At 37.7% G+C, this 14,611-nt stretch carries 12 protein-coding genes; 1 reads left to right on the forward strand and 11 read right to left on the reverse strand.

All coding sequences use genetic code 11. The features are described from left to right. The first annotated feature begins 74 nt into the window (after positions 1 to 74). A complete protein-coding gene (locus tag T479_RS20850) occupies positions 75 to 2,183 on the forward strand; it encodes an MMPL family transporter (RefSeq protein ID WP_025220737.1) in 2,109 nt (702 codons plus the stop codon). 55 nt (positions 2,184 to 2,238) lie between these two features. Here T479_RS20850 and T479_RS20855 read toward each other — a convergent pair whose 3' ends face one another. The 11 genes from T479_RS20855 to T479_RS20905 form a co-directional block, all read right to left on the reverse strand. Beyond that, on the reverse strand, positions 2,239 to 2,844 hold the full coding sequence (locus T479_RS20855; protein WP_025220738.1) for an alpha/beta hydrolase: 606 nt from the start codon (positions 2,842 to 2,844) through the stop codon (positions 2,239 to 2,241). An 18-nt stretch (positions 2,845 to 2,862) separates the two neighbouring features. After that, positions 2,863 to 3,054 (reverse strand): hypothetical protein, encoded by a 192-nt coding sequence (locus T479_RS20860; protein ID WP_024361385.1) that lies wholly within the window; start codon positions 3,052 to 3,054, stop codon positions 2,863 to 2,865. A 19-nt stretch (positions 3,055 to 3,073) separates the two neighbouring features. After that, positions 3,074 to 3,538: a hypothetical protein gene (locus T479_RS20865; protein WP_025220739.1), complete on the reverse strand. Its 465-nt coding sequence runs from the start codon at positions 3,536 to 3,538 to the stop codon at positions 3,074 to 3,076. A gap of 198 nt (positions 3,539 to 3,736) precedes the next feature. Next, positions 3,737 to 4,354, reverse strand: coding sequence for an NUDIX hydrolase (locus T479_RS20870; protein ID WP_024361387.1), 618 nt, complete (start codon positions 4,352 to 4,354; stop codon positions 3,737 to 3,739). A gap of 14 nt (positions 4,355 to 4,368) precedes the next feature. Continuing rightward, positions 4,369 to 5,448, reverse strand: coding sequence for an AI-2E family transporter (locus T479_RS20875; RefSeq protein WP_024361388.1), 1,080 nt, complete (start codon positions 5,446 to 5,448; stop codon positions 4,369 to 4,371). A 341-nt stretch (positions 5,449 to 5,789) separates the two neighbouring features. Next, the gene (locus T479_RS20880; RefSeq protein ID WP_024361389.1) at positions 5,790 to 7,487 is read right to left on the reverse strand and encodes a M3 family oligoendopeptidase; all 1,698 of its coding nucleotides are present in this window, start codon (positions 7,485 to 7,487) and stop codon (positions 5,790 to 5,792) included. Positions 7,488 to 7,568: 81 nt separating this feature from the next. Beyond that, the gene (locus tag T479_RS20885) at positions 7,569 to 8,144 is read right to left on the reverse strand and encodes a YdcF family protein (protein WP_025220740.1); all 576 of its coding nucleotides are present in this window, start codon (positions 8,142 to 8,144) and stop codon (positions 7,569 to 7,571) included. 371 nt (positions 8,145 to 8,515) lie between these two features. After that, entirely contained in the window at positions 8,516 to 10,258 is a 1,743-nt protein-coding gene (locus T479_RS20890; RefSeq protein WP_024361391.1) for a methyl-accepting chemotaxis protein, read from the reverse strand. 215 nt (positions 10,259 to 10,473) lie between these two features. After that, positions 10,474 to 12,225 (reverse strand): methyl-accepting chemotaxis protein, encoded by a 1,752-nt coding sequence (locus T479_RS20895; protein ID WP_025220741.1) that lies wholly within the window; start codon positions 12,223 to 12,225, stop codon positions 10,474 to 10,476. A gap of 89 nt (positions 12,226 to 12,314) precedes the next feature. After that, positions 12,315 to 13,610: an arsenic transporter gene (locus T479_RS20900; protein ID WP_038509989.1), complete on the reverse strand. Its 1,296-nt coding sequence runs from the start codon at positions 13,608 to 13,610 to the stop codon at positions 12,315 to 12,317. Between the two features lie 201 nt (positions 13,611 to 13,811). After that, positions 13,812 to 14,531, reverse strand: coding sequence for a YebC/PmpR family DNA-binding transcriptional regulator (locus T479_RS20905; RefSeq protein ID WP_024361394.1), 720 nt, complete (start codon positions 14,529 to 14,531; stop codon positions 13,812 to 13,814). Positions 14,532 to 14,611: the final 80 nt, after the last annotated feature.

Consider the following 14,611-nt stretch of genomic DNA (forward strand, 5'->3'; position numbering starts at 1 on the left):
GATTTTCTACTTTGTCACACGACAAAAAGTGACACATCCTTTACACTAGTTTAAAAGGGGGATGCTTTATCGTTATGAAAAATTTTTCAGCTTTTATCACTGCACATGCGAAAGCTATCGTTGCCATTTGGATTGGTATTTTTATCACAATGGCTGTGTTTGCTATACAGCTTCCTAGCAAACTGCATGGAGATGGCTTTTTTGTTGAAGCTGATCATACCTATGTCACAAATGAACTAGCCAAAACATTCGACTTACCTGCAGAAAAAATCATGGTTGTTTTTGATCAAACAAGCAATCAAAAAATCGAAAACACTCTACAAAAGCTAGAGGACATTGAAGAAGTTCATTCCATTCAGTCACCATTGGATGATTCTACTTTACAAAAGAATGACATTTCCTATGCCATGGTACATTTTAAAAATAACATTGATAATTTGCCAGCTATCGTCAAAGAGGTTCGTGCTTTAGTTGAAGAAGAAGGTATCAGTGTGACAGGTGGCCCTGTGATTTCGGAGGATATTAATGAAGCCAGCCAAAAGGACTTAGCATCCGCTGAAGCCATTGGTTTACCAATCGCTATTGTTGTGCTATTACTTGCTTTTGGTACTGTTGTAGCTGCGATTTTACCAATTTTAATCGGAGTTGTTACCGTTGTCACAGCATTCGGGCTGTTGACGTTACTAAGTGGTAGCGTTAATTTATCCATTTTTGTGTTAAATATTGTACCAATGCTTGGACTTGCCCTTAGTATTGATTTCGCTCTGCTATTTATTAATCGCTATCGTGAAGAGCGTAACCATTCTAGCATTGCCGAAGCTATACAAATTGCTATCCAAACAGCCGGTCGTTCTATTATTTTTTCTGCTGTTTGTGTCATGATTGGTCTTGGTGCCATGATTGTCATTGATGTAGAAATCTTCCGCAATATTGCCTTAGGTGGCACAATTGTCGTATTGTTCGCCGTGCTTTCAGGTCTCACTTTATTACCTGCGACAATGATGGTGTTAGGAGATCGCCTAAATAAATGGCGCATATTACGTGTAAAGCCAGGTGGCACGAATCGTTGGCACAGTTTTGCCGGCTTTGTTATGAAGCGACCTGTATCCATTGTTATTGTTGCTTTATTGTTACTTGGTATCGGGATGATTCCGTTAAAGGATATTAAACTTGCTATACCTCAAGTAGATTCTTTACCACCCAAATACGATGCCCGAGCAGCTTACGATAAATTGGATGAAACGTTTGGGCTTGGTGATACATCCGTTTTGTATTTACTTGCTGAACGCCAAGATGGCTGGGAGAATGAGCAAGGACGCAAGCTACTTTTTGATATACAAGAAAAACTGCTTAACGATCCGCTCGTTGATGAAGTCTCAACGATTTATACAGCAGCCCAAATGAAATCACCAGAGGAATTAACAGCTTCCTTGAAAACGCCACAAGTGGCAGAACAATTAAAACCAATCATTAATACCTTTTCAAAGGATACACAGCTATTTATTCCGATTACATTAAATGTAGCTGGTTCGTCCTCCGCTGCACAACAATTCGCCAGAACGTGGATGGACAAGGATTTAAATGTTGACTTCAAACTAGGTGGACAAGGGAAATTTAATCAAGAAATTTTTGATGAAATTGCTAGTAAAATAATATTTGCGGTTTCAATCATTATCGTGTCAACGTTCTTTATTTTGATGCTTGCCTTCCGTTCCATTTTAATTCCTCTCAAGGCAATCATTATGAATATAATCGGGTTATCTTCAGCGTTCGGCATACTGGTTTATATTTTCCAATATGGGCATTTTGGAATAGAGGCTGGAACAATCGTCCTTATTATTCCAGTTATCGTATTTTGCCTTGTCTTCGGTTTAAGTATGGACTATGAAGTATTTTTAATCTCTCGCATACAGGAAGAATATCAAAAAGGTGCAGATAATACACGTGCAACAGTGGATGGGCTAACATCTACTAGCCGTATCATTACATCTGCTGCACTTATTATGATTGTTATTACAGGGGCATTTGCCTTTACTGATGTCATGCCTGTAAAGCAAATCGGAGTTGGTATTGCGATTGCCATCGCGATTGACGCGACCATTATTCGCCTTATGCTGGTACCGAGCCTTATGAAGCTATTTGGTGATTGGAACTGGTGGCTACCATTTGCTAAGAAAAAGTAATGATACACACAAAAAATCCGAGAACATATAGTTACATTGTTCTCGGATTTTACGTTTAAAAATTTTGTTGATACCACGCTCTTGCCGCTTCTACTTCCGGCATTGTGAGCTGATGTCCGTAGTTAAACCATGCTGTCGTTACATGAGCACCCGCTTTCGATAACAGCGACTCCAAATCTTCTGATTCTTGTGCAGTACACATCGGATCATTGGTTCCTGCTGCTATAAATACCGGAATATTAGGAAGCGCAGGTAGTTCGATGCCACGTCTTGGCACCATTGGATGATGTAAAATTGCCCCTGCCAATGCATCTTCAAAGTGGAATAATAAACTTGCAGCAATGTTTGCCCCATTTGAATAACCAATTGCTACAATGCGCGTACGGTCAAAACCATACTCCTCTGCTGCTGTTACCAAAAAACTTTGTAACTCTTGTGTACGGAAGATTAAATCTTCTATATCAAAAACACCTTCAGCTAAGCGACGGAAAAAACGAGGCATACCGTTTTCTAATACATTACCTCGTACACTTAAAATATTTGCTGTTGCATCAATTTCCTTTGCAAGACTGATTAAAGAATGCTCATCCCCACCTGTACCATGTAATAACAATAAGGTTGGCTTGGTTTCATCTGTACCTTTATGAAATAAATGTTGCATAAACCCATCACCTTTCAATTATCTTGAATTCGAGATAATTGTAGCCTGTGGTAATATTAAATTCAAACTTTTTGACTTATTTATTTCACGATTCTCACTATTTGGCTGTTCTTGATTATTTTTATAAAAATTTTGAATCGTAAAAACTGAAAATAAACATGCAATGACTAAAACAACAATTACAATACCTACCAATTTTTTACCACTCATGTCGTTTCCCCCATATTACTTAGTTCTTTTTACGAAAGCCTTCTTCTAGTAAGTATTCTTTCGCAGCATCATATGTGCCAAAGGCTTCTTCTAAATTTTCTCGATGATAAACATTCCAAGAACGTTGCTCAAACGCAAGCTCTAATTGATCGCCTTCACGATTACGCCAAGTTTCAATAATAGGTTCTTCCGCTTCTTGTTCCTCACCTAAATAAGTAATGGCATCTTCAATAATGGCACGCAACTGGTGCTCATCATAATCGCGAATATTGACTAGTCCTTTATCATTTGCTTCATTTTCGTAGCGCAATAAATCTCCTACAAAGACAAAACCATTGCCATTTGGGTGCAATTTTTCTACGACAATCGTCTTTTCAAACAAACTGTCCATATAATGATAATTCACTCGTTTCATCGAAATTTCTTTTTTCGTTAATTCGGAAAACGATTCAATTATCGCTTGTTTTTGTTCAAATGTTAGCATATATATGCTCCTTTTCTTTCATTGTAAATACAAGTATAGCTTATTTTCTACATAAATTAACAGATAGACATAAAATGCTCATAAACATAACTTCAATTCATTTCGAAGTTATCTTTATGAGCGTAAAGCATACATCATGCTATATGCCATACATACCGATGGCCATTTTCTAATCGTTATTCATGGCTGGTGACTTTACTATCGATTGTACATTGCACTTTTGGCAAAGCCAATAACATCCGCCACATACAGCTCACGATACGGCACAAATTGTGCCGTACTGACAGGACGCACGAGTCGAGCTCGTTGCCCATCAGGGAAATATTCATACCCCTCAATATTTAGCGTGCCAGTTTTCCCTAAAAAGAATGCTTCCGCTTCATCAAGCTGTGCTCGAACAACACCCGAAACTTCCTCATATTGCAGCTCAAATGCATCCCAATTATCTTCAAACGGGTACAAATAGACATGACAAAATTCATTATCTATCATATTTTCAGATACGATGCTACAAGATGTCATCCCCATTTTGACGATGTCTTGAATATTAATTGTTAACCCTAATTCTTCTTTTACTTCGCGGATGCCTGCTTCCACTGTCTCAACTGCTAGTAAATGCCCTGCTGCTGTTATATCTAGCAGCCCTGGATAATCCTTCTTTTGCCCACTACGGATTTGGAAATAAATATAGTTCTCGTTGACAAGCCAGCAGTGAAATGTCTCATGCCACAAGCCCTTCTCATGTACTTCTGCTCGTGTTGCCGTTCCAATTTGTTCATGCTGCTCATTAAAAACTTTAACAATTTCTTGTTCCACTTTTTATTCGACCCCTATACTGACTTCGTAGCCTTTTTCTTTATCGCATTTCGTTCATCATAAATATTCGAAACAATTACCTTTAGTACCGCATAGAATGGTACGGCAATAATAATCCCAATAAAGCCTGCTATATTACCGGCTGCTAAAATAATCGTAATAACTGTTAACGGATGGATATCAAGCGATTTCCCCATAACATTCGGTGTAATAAAGTTACTATCAATCTGCTGTGCAATAAGTGTAACGACGCTTACCCACACAACAAGCATCGGATCTTGAATTACGGCTACAATAACTGCTGGTGCAAGAGCAATCCACGGTCCAATAAACGGAATCATATTCATAAAGAAGGCAAAAATCACAAGCAATAATGAATACTCTAAGCCAATTATTAAATACCCAACATACATAATAAGTGCTAGTAAAAAACTGATTTGTAGTTGCCCTTGAATATAGCTACGTAATACATCATCTATCTCACTCAATGTCTTTTTAATCCATTCACGACGCTCACCAGTAAAATATTTATAAATGGAAGGCGCAAATTTCTCATGGTCCTTCAACATAAAAATGAAGAAAAATGGAATTAAAATCGCTAGTAAAGAAACTGACACCAGTGATTGGATAAATGATACAAGCCATTTACTTGCTACCACAGCAATGTCCTGTACAGAATTAGCAAGATAATCAATAAAATCTTTTAATTGTGGTGGGAAATTATCTTTATTTTTGAATACATAATCAGCGGCCTCTTGAATGCTTGAACTAATCATCGGTGCATTTTTTGCCAGATTATTAAGCTGGGTAGCAATCGGATTACCAATAATCCAACCAAAGCCGACCACTATGGCAATCAGTCCAACGACAATTGTTAAAATACTCGACCACCTTGGCCATCTACGCTTTTCTAAAAAACGTTGAATTGGCTCGGTCACATAATACAACACACCCCCAAGTAGTAACGGCACAAAAATCGCTTTTAAAATCATAGCAAGCGGTGTGAAAATCCAATGAATCTCTATAAAATATTTAAGTATTAGTAAAACTAGTAAAATCCCTATACCTACCTGGAACCATACCTTCCTCGTCACTTTCTTCACTTCCTTTTATCACAGTTACTGAAAATACTACTTATATATTAACCATTTCGCAAGTATCCTAGTATCGATTACATAGATAACAAGCAAAAAAACAACTTATCTTGGACAATTTTTATAGAAAACATATTCTTGCTTTTGCAATAAATAAAAAATTAGAAGGGTTCACTAGTTGTTGGTAGCGAAGGCGGTGACTCCTGCTCAGAACGCACACAGCGTAAGACGCGGACAATAACGGCGTAGCAAAAAAGTGTTAGATTGATTGCAATCAATCTAACACTTGCTAATTTCTTATAGAGCCACTATATTAGCTCTGCACAGTTTCTATCTAACATCTACAACTTTGTATCATCCACTGAATTTAAGTAGTCCTCAATCACACCGATTACTGATTCTACACAGCCATCCTCAAACGGAGAAATTAAGCCCGCTTCCTTCACAAGCTTTGTAAATGACATGGAACCGCCTAAGCCACATAAATGGATATAATCCTTCCATGCTGCGTCAAACTCTTCACGTGAGCGTTTCCAGAATTGGAACGCACAAATTTGTGCTAACGTGTAGTCGATATAATAGAACGGGCTTGCATAAATATGTGCCTGACGTTGCCATATACCACCTGACTCTAAATAGCTATTACCATCATAGTCACGGTGTGGTAAATAGGTTTGCTCGATTTTTTTCCATGCAGCTTTACGCTCAGCAGGTGTCATCTCTGGATTTTCGTAAATAACATGTTGGAATTCATCAACAGCAACACCGTAAGGAAGAAATAATAAGCCACTGCTTAAATGTGTAAATTTATATTTCTCGGTGTCTTCTTTGAAGAATAATTCCATCCAAGGCCATGTGAAAAACTCCATACTCATTGAATGGATTTCGCATGATTCATATGTTGGCCATAAATATTCTGGGATGCCAATATCACGGCTTGAGAATACTTGGAAGGCATGTCCAGCCTCATGTGTTAACACATCAATATCACCTGATGTACCGTTAAAGTTCGAGAAAATAAACGGCGAATGATAATTTTCAATAAACGTACAATAGCCGCCACTTTCTTTCCCCTTTTTCGCAACTAAATCCATTAGGTCATGGTCAATCATAAAGTTGAAAAATTCACCCGTTTCAGGAGATAGTTCTTCATACATTTTTTTACCGTTTGCCACTATCCAATTTGCATCACCCTTTGGCGTAGCATTACCTGTTAAGAAGTTTAAAGCTTCATCATAAAATTTTAAGTCTGAAATCCCGATTCGCTTTGCTTGACGCTCAAATAGTTTTGTTGCAACTGGCACGATTAAATCACGTACTTGGTCACGGAATTTCTTGACCATTTCAGCATTATAATCAATTCGGTTCATACGGATATAGCCAAGCTCTACATAATTTTTATAGCCTAATTTTACAGCAATTTCATGACGCACTTTAACTAGCTCATCATATAAGCGATCAAATTCCGCTTCATGCTCAGCAAAAAAGCCAAATCGAGCTTCTGTAGCAGCCTTACGCATTGCTCGATCTGTCGATTCTGTATAAGGTCCTAGCTGTGCTAGCGTTAATGTTTCACCGTTAAAGTCAATCTGTGCTGAAGCAACTAGTTTATTATATTCTGATACTAGTTTGTTCTCCTTTTGCATTAAATCAATGACTTTCGGTGAAAATCCTTTAATTTGATAGGATGCTAAATCAAATAACTGTTGCCCCCATTTTTCTTCTAACTGCTCGCGGAATGGTGAAGCGATTAATGCTTTATAATATTCGGTTGTAATTTCTTCAAGCTCAGGGCCTACTTCATCAAAATAATCACGTTCTTCTTGGTAAAATGAATCGTGGGTATCAATCGATGCTCGAATGTAGACGAGGTTTGCCATTGTCGCATATTCATTACTCAGTTCATTTAATTTTTCAATTAGTTCGCTTTGTGCCTCAACCGATTGTGCTTCTTTAAATTGCTCGATTAAAGCTAACTGTTGCTCTTTCATCGCCTCCACGTTCGGACGGCTGTATACATAATCTTTAAACGTTGTCATAGAAGTACCCTCTTTCTGTCGTTTAGTCATTATATTTCTATTATATGCCAAATATATAATGGAAAGAAAGTAAATATATCATTAATGACCAATGATATATGTTTTTAATAATGCAGCTCTTTCCCGTAGTGTTAACTTCGCTTCCACAGATTTTGGGGTTTTGGCAACAACGACATCTGCCTCTAAATCAAGCTTATTCGCTAAATACTTCGCTCGTTGTAAATGGAAATCATTCGAGACAATCGTAATTTGCTTTGTCCCTGCTGGTAGTAATTCTTTTGAAAATAATAAGTTTTCATATGTCGATGTGGATTGCTCTTCCATTAAAATTCGTTCAGCTTCAATGCCATTGTCTTCTAGGTAGGTAAACATTGCTGATGCCTCTGTTCTATCCTCATCTGTTCCCTGTCCACCCGAGACGATTACCTTAACATGCGGGTATTGATTGAGATAGGTTACAGCCTCTTCCAATCTACTTTTTAAAGATAGTGATAACACACCACCTGGCTTTACTTTTGCTCCAAGCACGATAACATATGGTGCTGTTCCATCTGCAACTGGCTGTGTGCCTCGTTTCATTTCTTGTCCTAACCATATATAAAGAGCACTACCTATACAAACAACAATTATGATGCCTCCCACTATCCACCTTTTCATATCCAACACCCCTTTATACTAACAACGTCTTGCCTATAAAAAAGATGCTTGTACAAAAGAGAAAATGTGTTAGATTGACTGCCATCAATCTAACACATTTTTTGCTGCGCCGTTGTCCGCTTCGGCGGTGCTTTCCGCTCAGCACACGTAAGCCGCAACCCTAGCTAACGCGCGGAATGCCAGCGTCTTACGCTGCGTGCGTCCCGGAGGAGTCACCGCCTCCGCTACTAACTACTAGTGAACCCTACTAAATTTTTATTTATTGCAAAAGCAAGAATAGCTAAGTTAGCTAGTTCTCCATATAGCAAAAATTTATGAACAGCTTTCCTCGTTTCTTTAATTTTTTTAGTTATGTCCCAGCCTCTAAATGGTTATCTTATTGTAAAACGTTGAATAGATTCCTGTAATGCTGAAATTTCGTCTGTTAAATCATTAGATGATTCGCTAATAAGCTGAATAGCTCTCTGTTGCTCGTCAACTGATGCTGTGACTTCTTCTGAGGAAGCTGCATTTTTCTCACTAATCAGCGCGATACTTTCAATCGATTGCATAATATCTTCCTTAGAGCTATTTAAATATTCTACGCCCGCCGTCATCTCTCCAATATTTACTATAATCTCTCCGACAGACGCTTCTATCTCATTAAATGAAGATTCCATCATACTAACTGAATTATTTTGCTCACGGACAATGATATTTGTTTTTTGCATCTCATCATTTACTAAGTTCGTTTCACTTTCAATACCTCGTAACGTCGTGCGTACCAAATCTGTTGCAACAGATGTTTGATCTGCTAGCTTACGTACTTCCTCCGCTACTACAGCAAAGCCTTTGCCATGCTCTCCAGCACGCGCCGCTTCAATCGATGCATTTAATGCAAGAAGATTCGTTTGATCGGAAATTTCATTGATTGTGCCCACAATACCTTCAATTTCTCTTACTTTAACAATTAAGCTATTGAACACTGTTTGAACACTGTTAATAAGCGCAGACGATTCTTGTGATTTGTGTTTCAAACTGTTTAAATTCACAAGCCCTTCTTCATTGGACTGCTTCATTTTTTGAGAAGCATCCAACATTAATTCATTTTTATCATGTAGCTCTACAATTTGCTGTGCAAATGCAATCGCTGTACGATTTGTATCCTCTGCGTCTGATGCTTGTTTCACTGCCCCTCTTGATACCTCATTAATCGCTTTGACAATTTCATCACCGTAAGCATTTGTTTCCTCTGCAACGGCTGTTAAATTGGACGAAGTCGATTGAATTTCGACAATGGCCTCCTCAACATCTGTAATTAGTGTCTTTAATTGATCTACCATATCATTAAAACCAGTATTCAATTGACCAATTTCATCTGATCGTTGTAGGTTTTCAATTTCAACGGTTAAATTACCTTGTGCCACTTCATGGACACGCTTCGATAAGTTTTTAACTGGTAAAGCCAAATGTCTAGACACAAAAATTACAATGACGGTACCAATAATAATGGCACCCAATAATGTTAGACCAATAACCAATAACAATGAATTAGCTTCCTTATTAAAATCTTGCATATATGTACCAGATGCGACAATCCATCCCCAATGTGGATCTTTTGCAGAATAGATGATTTTATCCGCTAATACGTCCTGACCTGGAAGTGTAAACTCATATTCCGTAAAGCCACCGCCTTGTAATGCTCGCTCGGTTACATCACGAATAAAATACTTTCCACTGCTATCTTGATCATCCCACAAGTTATCCCCTTCGCGAGTAGGATGTGTAGTTAATGTTCCTTTGTCGTCTAAAACATAGATATAACCATACTCTCCTAGATTACCAGGATAATTAATTGGTCGTTTTCCCTCACTATCCTTTGGACCAAGCAGCGCTTCTCGTACTCTTTCCTGCGCAACCTCCAAAGGGATGTCACCTTTTTCTACACTTTCATTTGCAAGTTCGATTAATTGCAAAGTAGACTCAACACTATTTTGAATAACTTGTTCGCCTAAACCTTCCATACCATCCTTTGCTTTCCCATAACTGACTATACCAATGATTAAGCTCGGCACTATTAGTAATGCCATTGAAACGATAATTAATTTCCCCTGTATTGAACGTAAAAATTTCATGCTTTACACCCCTTTTTACTTCGTTCATTTAAAGCATTAATATTAATCTATATTATGGAATGGTTTTATAGTTTACACAATATGTATTTCACAATAAATGTGTAGAATACTCACCTTTTCGTTTAAATATGCTAATATACACATTTTTTCGCACAGAAAAAAAACTATCTTTCTACAGGGATACAATGCGTAGAAAAATAGTTTTTTGATATTCTTTATAATTTAAATGTATTAATCGCTTCAATTACCTCTTTAGATGTGCGTTCCAAAATTTCTACTACTTCATTTAATTCTGAAACCATTGCCACCTGTAAATCTGAAGCAGTTGCAACTTCTTTCGTACCTAAGGCACTTTGCTGCGCAATATTTTGCATTTGCTCTATCGTCGCTAAGATTTCTTCTGAACCGGCTGACATTTCTTCGATTACTGCAGAGTCATCTTGAATTTTATTGTTAACCATTGCAACCGATTGTAAAATTTGTGAAAGGCTTGTACCAATTTGTTGCACCGCTTCATTCCCCGCCTGCACATCTTCCGTACTTTGTGCCATTTCAGAAAGAGCACGGTCCGTAATATCTTTAAAGCTTACTAAATGTTTTTGAATATCATCAGCAGAAGTCTTAGACATTTCAGCCAACTTACGTACTTCATCTGCTACTACTGCAAAGCCTTTTCCAGCTTCCCCAGCTCTCGCCGCTTCAATAGCAGCATTTAATGCAAGTAGGTTTGTTTGATCGGCAATATTGGTAATGACTAGCACCATATCTTCAATTGAACGGAATTTATTGCCCATCTCTTCAACATGTCCTGCTGTACGCAACACAGAAGATTCAACATTTTGGATTTGCGAAATAACCTCTTGAGAATGGTTTACATTGGACTCTACTAATCCCGTCATTGCACTGGAAGACTCAGCGATTTCGGAAGTTGTATCAGCTAAACGTTGGATGCCAATGGACATTTCATTCATTGTTAACAAAACCTCATTATTGTTTTGCTGGTGCTGTTCACTACCTGCCGCAATTTCAATAATACGGTCTGCAATTTTTGAGTTTGATGCTTCAACCTGCTGTGAAGTAGCATCTATTTTGCCAACAACCTCTCGTAAAGCAACCGTGCGAAGTTGAATCGTTTGGAAAGTGTCTTTTAATTTTATCAGCGATTCCTTAAACGCATTGGCGAAAACGGCAATTTCATTTTTACCTTTAAACTGTAGTTTCTCGACTGCTTCCGTTGCTTGAACAATATCACCACGTGCAAAGTATTCAGCTGCTTCCCCTAAAGAACTGAGTGGTTTTAATGAACGGTTAATATAACGATACATGATGACCATTCCAACCACCGTTAATACGAACATAATCGCAATAAGGGCTGGTAAAACTGAAGTTAATACCGTATTCGTTACGCCACTTACTTGTGTTGCATCAATATCTACACCAACAAAGGCAACAATCGCACCGGATTCATCTTTTAATGGCACCGTACCCGATAAATAATCTCCAAAGTCACTACTATGTAATATTGCGGAATAATAGCTACCTGTAGCCATTACTTTTTCAAGATCCTTATAGTAAGTAGAAGATGATTCCGAATTGATAGCACCTGCATTTTCTTGGTCATCTTTAGGCATACCATCAACTAAAAATCTTACTTTCTGATCTTCCTTTGGTACCGCAAATGTATAAGCATAAAGCACGCCATTTTTTTCTCGTAAATCGTTTAATTGCTCTCTTAGCTCCCAGTAAAGTTTAGACTCCGATGGTTTTTTCGAAAGCTCAATATAATCATCCGCATTTAACTGTTTTGCAATGTTTTCTGCTACCGCTACTGCCTGTGACCCCATTGTTTTATTTACAGATGATTTTGCTGTGTAAATCGTCGTGACGATAAAACCAATTAATAAAGCGACTAATGTCATTAATGAAATTAAAATAATTTTATTACTTAACTTATTTGCTCTGCTCATATTTTGGCACACTTTCCTTCTTCATTTTGCTAGTATAATAACTAATTATTACCTAAAAATTTATTTTTTCAACTATTTTGACTTTAATACTATAATATTATTGCTAGCCAAGCGCATAATGCGAGTAATGTAACAAGCAGTGTCGGGATCGTTAGGATAATACCTATCTTAAAGTACTGACCCCAACTGATTTTAATGCCTTTTTGCGCCAATATATGAAGCCATAACAATGTAGCTAAGGAACCAATCGGTGTTATTTTCGGCCCTAGGTTTGTGCCTATTACATTAGCATAAATAAGTCCTGCTTTGATTGTTCCTGTCGCACTTGTTTCAGCAATAGCTAAAGCATCTATCATCACCGTCGGCAAATTATTCATAACTGCTGACAAAATGGCTGCTACAAATCCCATCGTTAGTGTCGCTACAAATAAGCCTTGCTGAACGGCATGTTCTAACACATCGGCTAACAACCCCGTAAGCCCTACATTTTTCAAACCATAAACGACTACGTACATTCCTATTGAAAAGAACACTATACTCCACGGGGCACCTTTCATAACCCTCTGCGTATCAATGTTTTTACTTCTCTGTGCCAACCATAAAAAAATTATCGCAACACTACATAAAGTAAATGACACTGGAATAATAAAATATTCACTAAATAAAAACCCAATTAATAATATTGCTATAACGTACCACGAGATGTGGAATAATTTTTTATCTCGAATGGCAACAGTTGGTTGAACCACCGCCTCCATCGAGTACTGCTTCGGAATAGCCTTTCTGAAAAAAACATATAGCACGAGTATACTAGCTATTAAAGAAACGATATTCGGCACTACCATATGCACCGCATATTCTATAAAGCCAATATCAAAAAAATCCGCTGATACAATATTTGTTAAATTACTAATCACCAGTGGTAATGATGTTGTATCTGCTATAAATCCACTTGCAATAATAAACGGAAAAACCTTTTGCTCTGTTAAGTTTAACTTTCTTACCATCGCTAATACGATTGGCGTTAATATCAATGCTGCACCATCGTTCGCAAATAGTGCTGAAACAATCGCTCCTAAGCAACCTATATAGATGAATAAACGAATGCCACTACCTCTTGCAAGTCGTGCCATATGTAATGCAGCCCATTCAAAAAATCCGATTTCATCCAAAATCAGAGAAATAATAATAATGCCTATAAATGATAATGTAGCATTCCACACAATGTCAGTTACCGCCACAACATCATGCCATGTTACAACGCCCAACATTAAGGCAAATGCTGCACTGATACAGGCGGACCAGCCAATAGATAATTTACGTGGTTGCACAATGACTAAAAATAACGTCACTAAAAAAATAACGATTGCTAATAAGGTTTGCACAATTCTCCCCCTTAATAAATTTCCACATTTGCTTATGTGCCCATTTTCCAAGCCTACGCAAAAAGCATTTTCTAAAAACTATGTTATCCACTGGTTCTTAATCTTTATGCGACGAAACTCTTTTAGAGTTGGAAGGCTTTTTGCGGGAGCAAGTAAAAACCAGTAGCAAAGGTTTGCTACTGGCCTGACTGATAATAAAAACTATTCACCTAAATCTGCGTTATGGTAAACGTTTTGTACATCATCTAAATCTTCTAAAGCATCAATTAGTTTTTCAAATTTTGCTATATCGTCACCTGTTAATGTCACTTCTGTTTGAGGAAGCATTGAAAGCTCTGCAACGGTAAATTCTTGAACACCTGCCGCCTTCAGCGCTTCTTGTGCAGCAAAGAATTGATCTGGCTCAGCATAAACGATAACAGTATCTTCTTCTTCAAGAATATCACGAGCATCGACATCTGCTTCCATTAAAATTTCAAGTACTTCATCTGCTGTCTTACCTTCTAAACCAATAACTGCTGTTGAATCAAACATATACGCAACAGAACCACTTACGCCCATGTTACCGTTGTTTTTACCAAATGCTGCACGTACATCAGATGCAGTACGGTTCACATTGTTTGTTAAAGCATCCACGATTAGCATTGTGCCAGCCGGTCCAAAACCTTCGTAGCGTAATTCGTCGAAGTTTTCGTCACCGCCACCTTTTGCTTTTTCGATCGCTTTTTCAATAATATGTTTAGGAACACTGTAAGTTTTAGCACGTTCAAGAACAACTTTAAGAGCGCGATTTGATTCAGGATCTGGTTCGCCTGATTTTGCTGCTACATAAATTTCGCGACCGAATTTTGCATTAACACGACTTGTGCTTTGGTCTTTTGACGCCTTCTTTTCTTTAATATTGTTCCACTTACGACCCATTGTTTCCACTCTCTTTCAAAAATAAAGTTTATAAAAATCATAGATGCACATTTACACATCTGCAAATGGTATTTAAATAC

It is taken from the genome of Lysinibacillus sphaericus, from assembly GCF_000600105.1.
GTDB classification, from domain to species: domain Bacteria; phylum Bacillota; class Bacilli; order Bacillales_A; family Planococcaceae; genus Lysinibacillus; species Lysinibacillus sphaericus.